The sequence below is a fragment of the Stenotrophomonas sp. JAI102 genome, assembly GCF_013409105.1.
In the GTDB taxonomy this organism is placed as follows: domain Bacteria; phylum Pseudomonadota; class Gammaproteobacteria; order Xanthomonadales; family Xanthomonadaceae; genus Stenotrophomonas; species Stenotrophomonas maltophilia_AA.
The window spans coordinates 304,801-320,692 of the sequence record NZ_JACCCI010000001.1 but is presented as its reverse complement, the minus strand read 5'-3'; the positions used below and the strand labels follow the sequence as shown (position 1 = coordinate 320,692).

Genomic DNA, 15,892 nt, shown 5'->3' with positions numbered 1-15,892 from the left:
TCGGCTGCGCGTGGTGTCGGCATCATGAACGCCGGGACGTGCCGCCGGGCTGCGCGTGGGTGCCGACCAATGGTCGGCACTACCAGGGGCCGGCCGATCAACGATCGGCGTTACGCAGGGCCAGCCGAGCATGGCTCGGTGCTACCGTAATCCGGCTTCGCCGGATTACTTGCCTGCGCGCGCGGAGTATTCGCCCGAGCGGGTGTCGACCTTGATGATTTCATCCTGGTTGACGAACAGCGGCACGCGGACCACTGCACCGGTTTCCAGGGTGGCCGGCTTGCCGCCGCCGCCCGAGGTATCGCCACGGACGCCCGGGTCGGTTTCGGTGATCTTCAGTTCGACGAAGTTCGGCGGCTGCACGAAGATCGGCTCGCCGTTCCACAGAGTGACGATGCAGGACTCTTCGCCCTTCAGCCACTTCTCCGCGCCGCCCATGCCGGCCTTGGTGGCCTGGACCTGCTCGAAGGATTCCGGGTCGATGAAGTGCCAGAACTCGCCGTCGCTGTACATGAAGTCCATGTTGGTATCCACGACGTCGGCCTTCTCCACGTCATCGGTCGCCTTCATGGTCATTTCGACCACGCGGCCCGACTTGATGAAGCGGTACTTCATGCGGGTGAAGGCCTGGCCCTTGCCCGGCTTGACGTATTCGGTCTCGGTGATGACCGCTGGTTCATTGTTGACCAGGATCTTCATCCCGTTCTTGACGTCGTTCATGCCGACAGTGGCCATGCTGAAACTCCTGAATGGGCAAACGCCGCGCAGGCGCGGCGAGCCGGATAGAATGGGAAATCCCACCGACACCGGTGGGGTGACTCGATATTTCTGACCCACATGATAACCGCAGGCCCCCATTCCATGCAGCTTTCCGCCACGCCCCTGGCCGCCCCCGTCCGCTGGCAGCAACGGTGGCGCGAGGCGATCCGCGACCCGCGCGAGCTGCTGCGGCAGCTGGGGCTGGATCCGGTGGCGCTGGGCGTCTCGGACGAAGCGGCCGGCCAGTTCGCGGTGCGCGTGCCGCAGGGCTTCGCGGCCCGGATGCGCCACGGCGACCGCCACGACCCCCTGCTCCGCCAGGTGCTGCCGATCACGGACGAGCTGAAGATCGTCCCCGGCTTCAGCCTGGACGCGGTCGGCGACGGCGCGGCCAAGAAGGCCACCGGGGTCATCCAGAAGTACCGCGGCCGTGCCCTGCTGGTCACCACCGGCAGCTGCGCGATCAACTGCCGCTACTGTTTCCGCCGCCATTTCGACTACGGCACCGAGAACGCGGCCCGCGAGGGCTGGCGCGATGCGGTGGACGCGATCGCACAGGACCCGGACATCGACGAGGTGATCCTGTCCGGCGGCGACCCGCTGTCGCTGGCCACGCACAAGCTGGTCGAGCTGACCCAGGCGCTCAGGCAGATCCCGCACCTGCGCCGCCTGCGGATCCACAGCCGGCTGCCGGTGGTGCTGCCCGAGCGGGTGGACGACGAACTGGTGCAGTGGCTGGGCAGCCTGCCGTGGCCGGTGGCGTTCGTGATCCATGCCAACCATGCCAACGAATTCGACGCGTCGGTGGATGCCGCGATGGCGCGCCTGCGCGAGGCCGGCGCCACCCTGCTCAACCAGGCGGTGCTGCTGCGCGGGGTCAACGATTCGATCGAGGCGCTGCAGGCGCTGAGCGAGCGCAGCTTCGCCGCCGGCGTGCTGCCCTACTACCTGTACCAGGTGGACCGGGTCGAAGGCGTGGCCCATTTCGAAGTGGACGACGACACCGCCAAGGACCTGCATGCGCAGCTGACCGCGCGTCTGTCCGGCTACCTGGTGCCGAAGCTGGTCCGCGAGATCTCCGGCGACAGCAGCAAGCGGCCGGTGTAATTCTTAATCAGCTGCCCGATTCGAGCAGCTGCACGACTTCGGTCGCGCTGACCGGATGGCTGAGCCAGTAGCCCTGGGCCAGGTCGCAGCCGCGCTGGGCCAGCAGGTCGAACTGCACTTCCTGCTCGATGCCTTCGGCCACCACGGTGATCCCCAGCGCATGGGCCATCGCGATGATCGCCGTGGTGAGGGCCAGGTCGTCCGGGTCGCGCTGCATGTCGGCGACGAAGCTCTTGTCGATCTTGACCCCGTCCACCGGCACCTGGCGCAGGTGGCTCAAGCCCGAGAAGCCGGTTCCGAAATCGTCCAGCCAGACCTTGACGCCGGTCCGGTGCAGCTTGTCCAGCAGCGCCGCGGCCAGCATTTCATCGCCGATCACCGCCGTTTCGGTCAGCTCCAGGTGCAGGCGCGAGGCCGGCAGGCCGGTATCGTGCAGGCAGTCGGCGACCAGGGTCGGCAGTTCCCCACCCCGCAGCTGGCGCGGTGACACGTTGACCGACACGAACAGGCCCTCGCCGTCCACGCCGGTCGGCCATTGCACCGCCTCGGTGCAGGCGGCGCGCAGGACCTTGGGGCCGATCACTTCGATCAGGCCGCTCTGCTCGGCCACTTCGATGAACACCGAGGGCGGAATCGTGCCGAGGGTCGGGTGCTGCCAGCGCAGCAGCACCTCCACCCCGACCATTCGGCGGTCGCGGGTGCGGAAGATCGGCTGGTAGGCCAGCCGCAGTTCGCCGCGCTCCCAGGCACCGCGCAGCTCCTGCTCCATGTGTACGCGCCGCTCGACCGCATGATCCATCGCCCGGCTGTAATACCGATAACAATTTTTACCGGCCATCTTGGCCTGGTACATCGCGATGTCGCCATTCTTGAGCAGCGTGGTGGCATCGGCGGCGTCATCGGGGAACAGGGTCACGCCGATCGAGCTCCCCAGGAACAGCTCCCGGCCCTGCACCACCAGCGGCTTGCCCAGCTCGCGCACGAGGATCTCGGCCAGCTCGCGGGCCCCGGCAGCGACATCCCCATCCCCGATCAGTATCACGAACTCATCGCCGCCAAAGCGTGCCAACAACGCCTCGTCGCCGCCGGCCTGGGCGACCGCGGCGCTGATCCGCTGCGCGAACTGCAGCAGCGCCTCGTCGCCGGCCTCGTGCCCCAGGGTGTCGTTGACCCGCTTGAAATCGTCCATGTCGGCGAACAGCAGCCCCAGCCGGTGTCCGGAGGCGCGCGCTGCCATCAGGCGATGGTCCAGCGCCTCGCGGAACGCCAGCCGGTTGGTCAGGCCGGTCAGCGCATCGGTATAGGCCATGTGCCGCACTTCACGGTCATGCCGCGCGATCGCCTGGCTCATGCGGTCGAAGGCACGCATCAACTCGCCGACCTCGTCCTGCCTGCGGATCTCCGGCATCCGCAGGGTGTAATCGCCCGCCTCGATCTGGCGGGCAGCACCGGCCAGCCAGCGGATCGGCGTGACCAGCGTGCGCTGCACGTAGATGATCACCACCGCGCCGATCCCGATCAGCAGGCCCAGCATCAGCAGCAGCCACCCCAGATGGCGCTTGCCGACCTGCTGCAGGCGATCGCCCAGGGTCTGGCTGGCCCGCCGCTCCATGGCCTGCACGTCATCCAGCGCCATGCCCACACGCACCCCGCCAATGCGCTGGTTGCCGATCATGATCGGCATCGCGTTGTCGAGCACCTTGGGCGAGGCCTGCACCACCAGCTCGCGTGCGCCGGCGGCGCCCGCAGCGAGCGGGTCGGTCATGGGCTGGCCGAACTCCAGCACGTCCACCGTGCCATCGTGGATCAGCCGGCCCTGGTCGTCGAACACCAGCACGTAGCGCACCACCTGCTGCCGGGACGTATTGCGCACCAGCGCCCCGACCTGCTCCAGGTCGTTGTAGTACAGCGGGTTGGCCAGCGCATCGGACAGCTCACGCGCCAGCGCTTCGCCCCGGCTGCGCACGCTGCGGTCGAACAGGTCATGGATGACCGTGCCACTGAGGTGCTGCACCTCCTCCTGCATCGTGGCCTGGCGCCCCAGCACCACGGCCACGATCGCCACCACGACCAGCATCGCGCCGCCCATCGCCAGCACGAAGCGGGCCTGCATTCCGGAACCCAAGCGACTCATTCCACTACCATCCGCACGCGCGTCAAGCCTTGTTTCAATTCATCCAACCGGTGCTGCATCTGCGCATCCACGCGGTGGAACCCGGAAGTACCAAAAAACGTCTTCAATGCCGGCCGTGCCTGCGGATCGGACGCGGCGTCCAGCAGCACCTGCTGCAGGCGGTCGCGCACCTGCGGGTCCAGGCCCTCGCGCACCATCTCGACCGCCCGCGGATACGGCGCGGTGCGATGGATGACGCGGAAATCGCGCAGGAAATTGGCCGGAATGCGCTTGCCATCGGACCAGTCCACGCTGCTCACCGCCCCCGCGTCGACCAGCCCCTTGTGGACGAACGTGGCGATGTTCGATTCCGACCGTGCGAACACGTAGCCCACCGTATCCGGTGCGGCGACATCACCGATCGAGGCCAGGATCTCCGGCGTTTCGCCATGCTGCAGCAAGGTCATGACCGGCACCAGATAGGCACTGGTGGACGCCACGTTCTGCAGGGCCAGAGTGTGCCCGCGCAGGTCTTCCAGGGTCTGGATGGGACTGTCGCGGCGCACGAAGAACACGGTGTGGTAATCGCGCACGCCGCTGCGCTCGGTCAGCAGCAGCGGCTTGGCGCCGCTGCGCAACCCCAGGGCCACGGCGGTACCGGAGGTTTCGGTCACCCAGTCGACGCGGCCACGGCGCAGGTAGCTGCCCATCTGCTGGGCATCGCGCGCCATGAGGATCCGGCCTTCGGTGATACCGACGTCATGCATGCGGGGGATCACGTAATCGAGCAGGGGCTGCAGTTGCGCGTAGTGTGACTTGGGGTCGTCGCTGATCCGGCCCAGCACCAGGACATGGCCGGGTCCGGCCAGCGCCGGACCGGTCATCGCGGCGATGGCCAGACACAGCATTACGCTCTGCAGCAGCCTTCGCAGTCTCGACAAGCCCATCACTCCCCCCAAGGAATCGAGACAGACTACCCGAAAAAATGAGAACTGCGTCGGCTTACAGGGGCTTATTCGTCGCCAACCGCGCCATCCTCTGCGCGTCGGACAGGATGCCGCGCAGCAGCCGCACTTCCTGTTCGCTCAGTTCCGTCCGCAGGAACAGGCGGCGCAGCTTGCGCATCGCCGATTCGGGCGCACGGCCCTTGTGGAAATCGATCTCATCAAGGGTGTCGCCAAGCTGGCCGAACAGGCCTTCGACCTGGGCATGGCTGGCCGGCGCTTCGCCAAAACCGGGCTCGGCCGGGGCCGCGACCGGGGCCTCGGCGGCGCCGAGGATGGCCATGCGCACTTCATAGGCCAGCACCTGGACGGCGGCGGCCAGGTTCAAGGAACTGAACTCTGGGTTGGAGGGAATGTGCACGGCCGCATGGCAGAGCTGCAGCTCTTCATTGGTCAGGCCGGTGCGCTCGCGGCCGAACACGAAGGCGACTTCGGCCGGCTCGGCGGCCTTGGCCAGCACCCGCTGGGCAGCCACGGCCGGCAGCAGTTCTTCCAGCTGCACCCGACGCGACCGGGCGGTGCAGCCCAGCACGAAGCGGCAATCGGCCACGGCCTCGGCCAGGGTGGCCACGACCGGGGCGTCACCGAGGACATCTTCGGCGCCGGCGGAGCGGCGGAAGGCCTCTTCATCCAGCGGTTTTTCCGGGGCCACCAGGACCAGGCGGCCCAGGCCCATGGTTTTCATGGCCCGCGCGGCCGCCCCCATGTTTCCGGGGTGCTGGGTGCCGACCAGGACGAAACGGATGCGGGCGGGAGCGGTTTCAACGGACATGAACAGGCCAAATGGGAGCAGGACAGCGACAAATGGTAAACTGTGCGACCGGCCTCTGCGCCGGGACCGCTCTTTTCCCCCGCCAAACCCCTACTCTGCCTTTACGGGAGCTTTTCGCCATGCAGAAACCCGCCGTCACCGTCATGGTCAAGGCCGCCCGCCTCGCCGGCAACGTCCTGTTGCGCAACATCAACAAGCTCGAGGCGTTGAACGTCGTGCAGAAGGGCCGCATGGACTATGCCAGTGAAGTCGATGCAGATGCGGAAAAGGTCATCGTCAAGGAACTCAAGCGCGCCTATCCCGAGTACGGGATCATGGGTGAGGAAGGTGGCGTGCAGTCGGTCAACCGTTACATGTGGGTCATCGATCCGCTGGACGGCACCAGCAACTACCTGCGCGGCTTCCCCCATTACTGCGTGTCCATCGCCCTGGTCGAGAACGGTGAGCCGATCGACGCGGTGATCTTCGATCCGCTCCGCAATGAGCTGTTCACCGCCAGCCGTGGCGCGGGCGCGGTGTTCAACGACCGCCGTATCCGTATTGCCGAGCGCAAGGATCTGGGCGGCGCAATGATCCATACCGGCTTTGCCCCGCGTGAGCGCCAGCGCACGAGTGCGCAGCTGAAGGCCGTCGATGCGCTGCTGGTGCAGGCCGAAGATGTGCGCCGCACCGGTTCGGCGGCGCTGGATCTGGCCTATGTCGCCTGTGGCCGCGCCGATGCGTACTTCGAGGCCGGCGTGAAGGCGTGGGATATCGCAGCCGGCGTGCTGCTGGTCCGTGAGGCCGGCGGCCGGGTCTGCGATTTCAAGGGTGCGACCCCGGCCCGCATGGACAGCCGTGGTCCGGAAACCCAGCAGATCGTGGCGGGCAACGTGAAGATCAGCGATGCGCTGCAGAAGGTCCTGGTCAATACGGGCTACGCGGCGGAGTTCGACGCGAAGTTCTGATCGGGCGGGTCGCGATCTGCATGACGACGGCGCCTTCGGGCGCCGTCTGCGTTTGCAGCGGCAGGGGCATAGGCAGCGGTTCCATTGCTGAGGGCGTGAGGCACGCCCAACAAAAACGCCCGGCGAAAGCCGGGCGTTCTGGTCAGCGCACTGCGGTGTGGGTTACACCACGGTGTTGTTGGCGGCGCGAAGCGCGGCGATGCGCTCGTCCAGCGGCGGGTGGCTCATGAACAGCTTCTTGGCAGCGCCGCCGGCGATGCCGAAGGCGGCGATCTGGGTCGGCAGGGTGCTCTGCCCGTGGTTGACCTTGAGGCGTTCCAGCGCGGCGATCATCTTCTGGCGGCCGGCCAGGTGGGCGCCGCCGGCGTCGGCGCGGAATTCGCGGTGGCGGGAGAACCACATGGAGATCATGGTGGCGAACAGGCCGAACACCATTTCCAGCACGAACACGATGATGTAGTACGCGAAGCCGCGGCCGCCGCCTTCGCGGTTGCCGGACAGGGCGCTGTCGATGAAGCCGCCGACGATGCGGGCCAGGACGATCACGAAGGTGTTGAGCACGCCCTGCAGCAGCGCCATGGTGATCATGTCGCCATTGGCGACGTGGGCGATTTCATGGCCGAGCACGGCTTCGGCTTCGTCTTCGCTCATGTTGTGCAGCAGGCCGGTGGAGACCGCGACCAGGGCCTTGTTGCGGTTGGCGCCGGTGGCGAAGGCGTTGATTTCAGGGCCTTCATACACCGCCACTTCCGGCATGCCGATGCCGGCTTCGCGGGCCTGGCGTTCCACGGTGGCCAGCAGCCAGCGCTCGGTCTGGTTGCGCGGCTCGGTGATCACCACCGCGCCGGTGGAGCGCTTGGCCATGAACTTGGACAGCAGCAGTGAAATGAACGAGCCGCCGAAGCCGAAGATGGCCGCAAAGACCAGCAGACCGCTCATCTGGTTGGGATTGACGCCCAGTACCGACATCACGATGCCGGCCAGGATCAGCACCGCAAAGTTGGTCAGAAGGAAGAGAGCAATGCGACTGAACATGGGAAAAGGACGCTCGTGGGAGGTTGATGAGTGCAAATCTGCGGTGACTTCAGCTTGAATTCAAGTCGCAAACTGACCGACGATTCATAGTCCATGTCCGATCCCTCCTATTGCGGGCGCTTTGCGCCCTCGCCCACCGGCCCCCTGCACCCCGGCTCCCTGCTGGCGGCGCTGGGCAGCTGGCTGCTCGCGCGCCACGCCGGCGGCCGCTGGCTGGTGCGGGTGGAGGACGTCGATCCTCCTCGAACGGTGCCCGGCGCGGTGAGCGGCCAGCTGGCCATGCTGGCCGCCTGCGGACTGGTCAGCGACGGGCCGGTGCTGCACCAGAGCCAGCGCGACGCGCTGTATGAGGCGGCGCTGGAGCAGCTGCTGCGCGAGGACAAGGCGTTTGTCTGCCATTGCAGCCGCAGCGAGCTGGCCGCGCAGGGCGGCATCCACCACCGCTGCGTGGCCCGCGCCGAACGTGCGCACCCTGCCGTGCGGCTGCGGGTGCCACCGGGCAGCGTGGTCCGCTTCAATGACGGGCTGCAGGGCACGATCGTGCAGGACGTGCACTCCGAGGTCGGCGATGTGGTGCTGCGCCGGGCCGACGGCTACTGGGCGTACCAACTGGCGGTGGTGGTCGACGATGGCGCGCACGTGACCGACGTGGTCCGCGGGGCCGACCTGCTCGACTCCACCCCGCGCCAGATCCTGCTGCAGCGGGCACTCGGGTTGCCGACGCCGCGCTACCTGCATCTGCCCCTGCTGCTCGGCCCCGACGGGCGCAAGCTGTCCAAGTCCGAGGCCGCGCTGCCGATCGACCCCGCCCGACCGCTGCCGGCCCTGCGCCAGGCGTGGCGGCAGCTGGGCCAGGACCCGACCATCGGCGCGGCGGTCGACGAGGTCGACCCTTGGCTGCGGGAGGCCGCCGCCGGCTTCGATCCGGCACGGTTGCCACCGGGTGACATTCCAACCCTGCACGTGGCTGGCGAGGCTGCCCCTTTTGCCCGCTGATGTTGCAGAATCGCTTTCCCCTTGTTGGCCCTGCCTTTCGGAGTAGCTGCTCATGACATCTCGCGTCGCACTGGTCACCGGTGGTACCGGCGGTATCGGTACCGCCATCTGCCAACGTCTGGCCGACCAGGGCCATCGGGTCGCCACCAACTACCGTGACGAAGCCAAAGCCAAGGCCTGGCGCGAGAAGATGCTGGCCCGCGGCTGCGATGTGGCGATCTTCCCGGGCGATGTGTCCGACCCCGGCACCGCCGAGCGCATGGTGCAGGCCGTCGAAGCGGCGCTGGGCCCGGTCGAGATCCTGATCAACAACGCCGGCATCACCCGCGACACCACGTTCCACCGCATGCGCGCGGACCAGTGGCACGATGTGATCAACACCAACCTCAACTCGGTGTTCAACGTCACCCGCCCGGTCATCGAGGGCATGCGCCGCCGCGGCTGGGGCCGGGTCATCCAGATCAGTTCGATCAACGGCCTGAAGGGCCAGTATGGCCAGGCCAACTACGCCGCCGCCAAAGCCGGCATGCACGGCTTCACCATTTCGCTGGCACGTGAGAACGCAGGCTTCGGCATCACCGTGAACACGATTTCGCCCGGCTATGTGGCCACCGACATGGTGATGGCCGTGCCGGACGAGGTGCGCGCCAAGATCATCGCCGACATCCCCACCGGCCGCCTCGGCAAGCCGGAAGAGATCGCCTACGCGGTGGCCTTCCTGGTCAACGACGAAGCGTCCTGGATCACCGGCTCCAACCTGGACATCAACGGCGGCCACCACATGGGGTGGTAAGGGCCCGGAGAAAAGGGCACATTTGCTGCACCCCATGTTGCGCAACATAAATGCGGCCCCTTGCTACCTATGGCGGTTGCATAGGCTGCTGCACTGCGCCATGCTGCGCGCCTACTGTGATGAGTGACTGCTTCATGGCTGCGACCCGCATTATCAAGAAGTATCCGAACCGCCGGCTCTACGACACGGAAATCTCCAGCTACATCACCATAGAGGATGTGCGCCAGCTGATCCTGGATGGCGAGGACTTCGAGGTGCGTGACGCCAAGAGTGGCGATGACCTGACCCGCTCGGTGCTGCTGCAGATCATCGCCGACCAGGAGCAGGACGGCGAACCGATGCTGTCCACCCAGCTGCTCAGCCAGTTGATCCGCTTCTACGGCGACTCGCTGCAGGGCTTCATGGGCAACTACCTGGAGCGCAGCATGCAGGTCTTCCTGGACCAGCAGCAGCAGTTCCGCCAGCAGATGGGCAATCTCCTCGGCCAGACCCCGTGGGCGATGATGAACCAGCTGACCGAGCGCAACATGGAAATGTGGCAGGACTTCCAGCGCAACATGGGCACCGGCTTCGGCGGCCGCCCGGGTGGCACCGGGACGGGTACCGGCACAGGCACGGGGACCGGCACCGGCAAGAAGCCGGAAACCCCGGCACCGGGCGCGGGCAAGACCCGCCGCTGAATCCAGGCACCCCGCACACAAAGAAAAGGCGCAGCCCACGGGCCGCGCCTTTTTTCGTTCAGGGGCCGGGCGACGTCACCGTCGCCGGCCGGCCCTGTCGCCGTCCCGCCCGCGCACGTCAGCGCTTGGGCTTGGCGCAGCCGGTGCAGACGCGCTCGACCTTGTAGCCCTTGGCACGCAGCTTTTCCACCACGCCATCGTTGCCCAGCAGATGCAGGGTGCCGACCACCACCATCGTGCCGCCCTGCCCGGCCTGCAGGTGCTGCTGCAGCTTGGGCACCCAGGCGTCGTTGCGGTCGCTGTTGATGCGCTTGTAGAGCTGCGGGTACTGGCCGCGCATTTCAGTGGCCATCGAGGTCCACAGCAGCTTGTCGTCGCCCCGGCGCCAGGCATCGTGCAGCTTGCGGCCCATCTCATCGCCCTTGCCGGCCTGCTCCAGCGCCTCGGCCACCATCTGCTGCTGTTCCTTGGCCGACATTCCCGACAGCACCGCGACCTGGGTGTCGATGTCCTCCAGCCCGTCGGTCGCCTTGCCTGCGCTCGCGGCGCGGGCCATGAAATGACGATCCAGCCCGAGCGCCGGGTCCAGGCCCATCTTGGTGAACTGGCTCAGGGTGATGGTCAGGCCGACGAACCACGGCTTCATGCCCTGCAACTGGGCCAGCGGCAGCTTGTTCTCCTGTGCGTAGGCCTGCAGCCTGGTCCAGGTCGCCGCATCCAGGTCGCGCTTGAGTTCCGAACCATCGGTACGCACCGCGGCCTGCACCATTTTCTGCGCCAGCTGCGGCGATTCCATGTCCTGCGGGGACAGCTCGAACACCACGCGCTGCGAGGCCGCGAACGCCGCGTCGACGTCCGGCGACAGGGGGTAATCGCTGGGCTGCAGCAGGTGGAACGAGCCCAGCAGGTACAGGCGGCTGTCGCCAGGGCCGGTCACTTTCCACAGCAGCGGGACCGGCGGCGTGGCCTTGGCCACGGGCGCGGCGGGCGCGGCCGGGCGTGCGGCGACAGCACCGGTACCGATCAACAGGCCCGCGGCGATCAGCATCGGGGACAACAGGCGCGACAACATCGACATGTTCAAACCTCTCCTTCGGGAGCGTGGTACGCCTGCTCGCCCGCGTCCACGCGCAGGTCCAGGCGGTTTTCAGGGGGCGTCAGCGGGCAGGTCGCGAACGGGGTGAACGCGCACGGTGGGTTGTAGGCGTGATTGAAATCGATCACCACGCGGCCCTGGTCATCGGGCGCGGGCAGATCCAGATAGCGGCCGGCCGGATAACTGCCGTGGCCGCTGGTGCGGTCGCCGAAGATGACGAACAGGTCGCGGCCCGGTTCGCCGATCGCTTCCAGCCGCCAGGTGCGGCCGTCGCGCTCGAATTCCAGTGCGCCGGCATTGGGCATGTTGGTGGTCAACCCGGTGATGTCCACGATCGGCAGCGTCTTGCCGGCCGGATGCGGCACGAAGCGCGCGGTGACGCGCCAGGTGGGACCACCCGGCCAGTACGTCAGGCCGGTGAAATTCGTCCGCGACGGCGCATCGGCATGCTTGACCCGCAGCGCGAAACGCTCGCCCCGATGGATCAGGCTGAGCCGGCCCTTGTCGTCGTCAAAGGCGATGACCGTCGGGGTGGGATCACGATCGCTGAAGAAGCGGATGCGGCCGGTGACCGGTTTGCCGTCCACGCGCATCGGCACGCCACGCTCCGGCGTGAACCAGACGGTCGTGCCTTCACGCGCGACCATGCCGAGCTTGTCCGGGCCCACGGCGAGGCGGATGCCGCTGCCGGGCCCGCGACCGATGTAATGCGCTTTGTGCTCCAGCCAATGCAGGCCGACCAGGCTGGTCCAGCCATCGGCGGCATGCAGTTCCTCGTAGCGCTGTTGCCGCCACTGCTGCTGTCCGGCTTCGAAGGCCGGATCGATGGCGACCTTGGCCGGCGCCGCCTCGTCCTTGCCGCCACACGCGGACACGCCCACTGCCAGCAGCAACGCGGCGGCCCACACTCCCCAGTGCTTCCCCATGACCTTCCCCTCAACGTCCGCGCAGGAACCAGCGGTCGATTTCCGCCAGCGAAAAACGCGCCCAGGTCGGTCGGCCGTGATTGCACTGACCCGAGCGTTCGGTGATTTCCATGTCGCGCAACAGTCCGTTCATTTCCGGCACCGTCAGGCGCCGGTTGGCGCGCACTGCTCCGTGACAGGCCATGGTCGACAACAGTTCGTCGCGGGCACTGGCGATGCGCCGGCTCTGGCCATGTTCGCGCAGATCGGTCAGCACGTCGCGCAGCAGCGCCTCGGGTTCGGCATTGGCCAGCAGTGCCGGGATGCTGCGCACGTGCAGCGAGCCGGGGCCGGCGCGGGTGATTTCAAAGCCCAGCGAGGTCAAGGTCTCGGCCTCGCGCTCGGCGGTATCGGCATCGCGTTCGCCGACCGCCAGGGTGATCGGTACCAGCAGCGGCTGCGCATGCAGGCCCATGCCATCGTGCGCGGTTTTCAGGCGTTCGTAGCCGATGCGTTCGTGCGCGGCATGCATGTCCACCACGATCAGGCCTTCGGCGTTCTCGGCCAGGATATAGATGCCATGCAGCTGCGCGATCGCATAGCCCAGCGGTGGCACGCCACTGTCGGCGGCGGTCACCGGCAGACCGTTTTCGGTCGGCATCGGCGGCAAGGTGCCCGCCGCGGAGGCTCCGCCGGGTGCGCCATACAGCGCTGCATAGGCGGATGGCGCATCGGCCACGCGCAGCCCCAGCGGTGATTGCTGCGGGCGCCAGTCGCCACCCATGCCACCCCCACCGCCTGCTCCATTACCGGCGAGTGCATGGCCGGTGCCGCCGGAAGACGGCAGACCGTAGGCGGGCGCCGCAGTGGCAACACTCTCGGCGGCATGCACCTGCGGACCGGCCGCGGTCATGCCAGCGCGCGTTTCCGCCAAGGCTTCCTTGAGCGTGCGGTAGACAAAGTCATGGATCAACCGCGAATCGCGGAAGCGCACCTCATGCTTGGCCGGATGCACGTTGACGTCGACGCGGGTCGGGTCCAGTTCCAGGAACAGCACATACGCGGGCTGGCGGCCATGGAACAGCACGTCGCCGTAGGCCATCTTCACCGCGTGCGCGACGCTGCGGTCACGCACCGAGCGGCCGTTGACGTACAGGTACTGCTGATCGGTGCTGGCCCGCGAATAGTGCGGCTGCGCGATCCAGCCATGCAGGCGCAGGCCGGCACCGCTGTGGTCCACGCGCAGTGCCTGGTTGGCGAAATCTTCGCCCAGCGTCTCGCCCAGGCGCGCATCGGAATACAGATCTCCGGGCTTGTAGCGGCGCGAAGGTTTGCCATTGTGCGATACGCGCAGCTCGACATCCGGGCGCGCCAGCGCGAGCGAACGCAGCCACTCTTCGATATGGCCCAGCTCGGTGCGCTCGGCACGCAGGAACTTGCGGCGCGCCGGCACGTTGTAGAACAGCTCGCGCACTTCCACCGTGGTGCCGGGCGCGTGCGCGCGCGGGGTCACTTCGCCGAGCCGGCCGCCTTCGATCTGCAGGGCGGAGCCATGCGCGTCGATGGCGCGGCGCGAGCTCAGGGTGAAACGGCTGACCGAGGCGATCGATGGCAGCGCTTCGCCGCGGAAGCCGAGCGTGGCCACCGATTCCAGATCATCCAGACTGGCGATCTTGCTGGTGGCGTGGCGCGACACCGCCAGCGCGAGTTCTTCCGGTGCGATGCCACCGCCGTCGTCGCGGATCCGGATCAGCCGCACGCCGCCCTCTTCCAGGTCGATATCGACCCGGGTGGCGCCCGCATCCAGCGCGTTCTCGACCAGTTCCTTGACCACGGACGCAGGGCGTTCGACCACTTCGCCGGCGGCGATCTGGTTGATCAGGATCTCGGGGAGCTGGCGGATGCTCATGCGCACCTCCCGGCAGCGGAGGTGGCAGGCGGGGCGGCGGGGCGGAGGCGGGAAACGGACGTCATCCCGTGATGATAGCGTGCGCCGGGCGATGCAACCCGCAGGGGTTACTTGCTGCCACCCGCCACGGTGCCGGCGGCGTCGATTTCGGCCTGGGCGCGCGCGGCGTACAGGGTACCCGGCGGCGGCTGGCGGCTGAAGAAGGTGTGCACGCCGTCGAGCACCGCACCGGCGATCTGGCGCTGGTAGGCCGGGTCGATCAGGCGGCGCTCTTCATCCGGATTGGAGATGAAGGCGGTTTCGACCAGCATCGCCGGCATGTCCGAGGTACGCAGCACCGCGAAGTTGGCGCGTTCGATGTTGGGCTTGTGGTTCTTGCCGATCCGCTTCAGGCCGCCGAGCACGTGCCCGGCCGCGTCTTCGGAGGCTTTCATGTAGCCGCTCTGGGCCAGATCGAGCAGCACGTTGGCCAGGGTGCCTTCGGTCTGCTGCAGGCGTACGCCACCGACCAGATCGGCGGCGTTTTCCTTGTCGGCCAGCCAGCGGGCGCGCTGCGAGGAGGCGCCCTTGGTCGAGAGCACATACACCGACGAGCCGGTCGCCGCACGGTTTTCTGCGGCATCGGCATGGATCGAAATGAACATGTCGGCCTTGGCCGCACGTGCCTTCTGCGCGCGCATCGGCAGCGGGATGAACACGTCGCTGTCGCGGGTAAGGTAGGCCTTCAGGCCGGGCGTTGCGTTGAGCTGGCGGGCCAGTTCACGCGCCACTGCCAGGGTGATGTCTTTTTCGCGCTTGCCGGTCGGGCCGACCGCGCCGGGATCCTGGCCGCCATGGCCCGGATCGATCGCGATCACCAGCGGCCGCATGCCGGCACGCATCTTGACCCGCGAGGCGTCGCTGGGCATCGCCGGGCGCGGATTGTCCTGCGGCGTGACCGGGGACGGCGTCGGCACCGGCGTGGGAACCGGCGCCCTGGCGACGACGGCGCCGGTTGCCTGACCGGCCAGGATCGCCGCCGGCGAGGCGCTGTTGCTGGCGGCGTTGGCGGTGCCGGCGGCCGCGACATTCACGGTGGTCGCGGTGGTCGCCGTCGGGCCCGGGGCAGGCGCCGAGGTGGCGACCGTGGCACTGGCCTGCTGGCGCACCGAAGCCGTCAGCAAGGCCGTGGCGCGCGCGGCATCGCTGCGCGCCTGTGCGGCGGTCTGCGCGGGGCTCGGTGCCGGCGCGGCGGCCGGCGTCGAAGACGCTGGCGCCGGCGAAGGCGCAGCGGCAGGTAGCGGCGCGGGTGCAGTGGCAACGGTGGTCGCGGCCGGCGCATCGCCCGGCCACTCGATCACCAGCCGCGACTGATCGCCCTGCTTGATCATCTGCGGGCGGAACGGCGCCACCGATTCGGCCAGGTCGAACACCACGCGGAACGTGCCCGGCACCGGCTGCCCGGTGCGGACCGCGGTAACCACGCCCTTCGGCGCAGGCAGTTTGAGGTTGCGGATCGCGCTGGAGTCCGGGAAATCGACCACCAGGCGGTTCGGCCCTGCCAGCGACAGGGTCTTGTATCCCCCGCTGCCGGCCAGCGAAATCTCCGCACGGGTCCCGGTCGCGCCGGTCTCCACGGCCACCTGGCGGACTTCGCCCGCCCACGACAGCGCGCTCGCCAGACAGAGTCCGACGGCAGTGCAGAGGGCAGCGAGAGATTTCCCCATTGGCATAGGTCAGGATTCAATCACTGCGCTGAATGAAATGCAACTCCTTTTCCCTTAATAATCCGTAACC

The 15,892-nt window shown here is 67.7% G+C and carries 14 protein-coding genes; 5 read left to right on the top strand and 9 right to left on the bottom strand.

Annotation, left to right across the window (positions count from 1 at the left end; all coding sequences use genetic code 11):
- Positions 1–165: 165 nt before the first annotated feature.
- Positions 166–735 carry an elongation factor P gene (gene efp, locus HDC96_RS01530; protein WP_179458453.1) on the bottom strand — a complete coding sequence of 190 codons (570 nt, stop codon included), beginning with the start codon at positions 733–735 and terminating at the stop codon, positions 166–168.
- Positions 736–861: 126 nt separating this feature from the next.
- Here efp and epmB point away from each other — a divergent pair, with 126 nt between their 5' ends.
- The gene (epmB, locus tag HDC96_RS01525; protein WP_179458452.1) at positions 862–1,866 is read left to right on the top strand and encodes an EF-P beta-lysylation protein EpmB; all 1,005 of its coding nucleotides are present in this window, start codon (positions 862–864) and stop codon (positions 1,864–1,866) included.
- A 7-nt stretch (positions 1,867–1,873) separates the two neighbouring features.
- On the opposite strand, the gene HDC96_RS01520 is transcribed toward epmB, so the two are convergent.
- From HDC96_RS01520 to HDC96_RS01510, 3 genes are all read right to left on the bottom strand, one after another.
- Positions 1,874–4,000 (bottom strand): GGDEF domain-containing phosphodiesterase, encoded by a 2,127-nt coding sequence (locus HDC96_RS01520; protein WP_179458451.1) that lies wholly within the window; start codon positions 3,998–4,000, stop codon positions 1,874–1,876.
- The gene (locus tag HDC96_RS01515; RefSeq protein WP_218842007.1) at positions 3,997–4,887 is read right to left on the bottom strand and encodes a phosphate/phosphite/phosphonate ABC transporter substrate-binding protein; all 891 of its coding nucleotides are present in this window, start codon (positions 4,885–4,887) and stop codon (positions 3,997–3,999) included. Before HDC96_RS01515 ends, HDC96_RS01520 begins: the two co-directional genes overlap by 4 nt.
- Before the next feature lie 94 nt (positions 4,888–4,981).
- Positions 4,982–5,755 carry an RNA methyltransferase gene (locus tag HDC96_RS01510; protein ID WP_176989395.1) on the bottom strand — a complete coding sequence of 258 codons (774 nt, stop codon included), beginning with the start codon at positions 5,753–5,755 and terminating at the stop codon, positions 4,982–4,984.
- 119 nt (positions 5,756–5,874) lie between these two features.
- Here HDC96_RS01510 and HDC96_RS01505 point away from each other — a divergent pair, with 119 nt between their 5' ends.
- Complete coding sequence (locus HDC96_RS01505) at positions 5,875–6,702, top strand: inositol monophosphatase family protein (RefSeq protein ID WP_019182815.1); 828 nt, start codon at positions 5,875–5,877, stop codon at positions 6,700–6,702.
- Between the two features lie 162 nt (positions 6,703–6,864).
- Here HDC96_RS01505 and htpX read toward each other — a convergent pair whose 3' ends face one another.
- Positions 6,865–7,737 carry a protease HtpX gene (gene htpX, locus HDC96_RS01500; protein ID WP_176989394.1) on the bottom strand — a complete coding sequence of 291 codons (873 nt, stop codon included), beginning with the start codon at positions 7,735–7,737 and terminating at the stop codon, positions 6,865–6,867.
- Between the two features lie 93 nt (positions 7,738–7,830).
- On the opposite strand from htpX, the gene gluQRS reads away from it, so the two are divergent.
- The 3 genes from gluQRS (at position 7,831) to phaR (ending at position 10,206) form a co-directional block, all read left to right on the top strand.
- The gene (gene gluQRS, locus HDC96_RS01495) at positions 7,831–8,733 is read left to right on the top strand and encodes a tRNA glutamyl-Q(34) synthetase GluQRS (RefSeq protein ID WP_179458449.1); all 903 of its coding nucleotides are present in this window, start codon (positions 7,831–7,833) and stop codon (positions 8,731–8,733) included.
- Between the two features lie 52 nt (positions 8,734–8,785).
- Positions 8,786–9,526 carry an acetoacetyl-CoA reductase gene (phbB, locus tag HDC96_RS01490; protein WP_179458448.1) on the top strand — a complete coding sequence of 247 codons (741 nt, stop codon included), beginning with the start codon at positions 8,786–8,788 and terminating at the stop codon, positions 9,524–9,526.
- Between the two features lie 134 nt (positions 9,527–9,660).
- Complete coding sequence (gene phaR / locus HDC96_RS01485) at positions 9,661–10,206, top strand: polyhydroxyalkanoate synthesis repressor PhaR (protein WP_152153446.1); 546 nt, start codon at positions 9,661–9,663, stop codon at positions 10,204–10,206.
- A 118-nt stretch (positions 10,207–10,324) separates the two neighbouring features.
- On the opposite strand, the gene HDC96_RS01480 is transcribed toward phaR, so the two are convergent.
- From HDC96_RS01480 to HDC96_RS01465, 4 genes are all read right to left on the bottom strand, one after another.
- A complete protein-coding gene (locus HDC96_RS01480) occupies positions 10,325–11,284 on the bottom strand; it encodes a TraB/GumN family protein (RefSeq protein ID WP_179458447.1) in 960 nt (319 codons plus the stop codon).
- 2 nt (positions 11,285–11,286) lie between these two features.
- Complete coding sequence (locus HDC96_RS01475; protein ID WP_257018558.1) at positions 11,287–12,228, bottom strand: DUF1684 domain-containing protein; 942 nt, start codon at positions 12,226–12,228, stop codon at positions 11,287–11,289.
- A 10-nt stretch (positions 12,229–12,238) separates the two neighbouring features.
- Positions 12,239–14,116 carry a DNA mismatch repair endonuclease MutL gene (gene mutL / locus HDC96_RS01470; RefSeq protein WP_179458446.1) on the bottom strand — a complete coding sequence of 626 codons (1,878 nt, stop codon included), beginning with the start codon at positions 14,114–14,116 and terminating at the stop codon, positions 12,239–12,241.
- 107 nt (positions 14,117–14,223) lie between these two features.
- Positions 14,224–15,822, bottom strand: coding sequence for an N-acetylmuramoyl-L-alanine amidase (locus HDC96_RS01465; RefSeq protein ID WP_179458445.1), 1,599 nt, complete (start codon positions 15,820–15,822; stop codon positions 14,224–14,226).
- Positions 15,823–15,892: the final 70 nt, after the last annotated feature.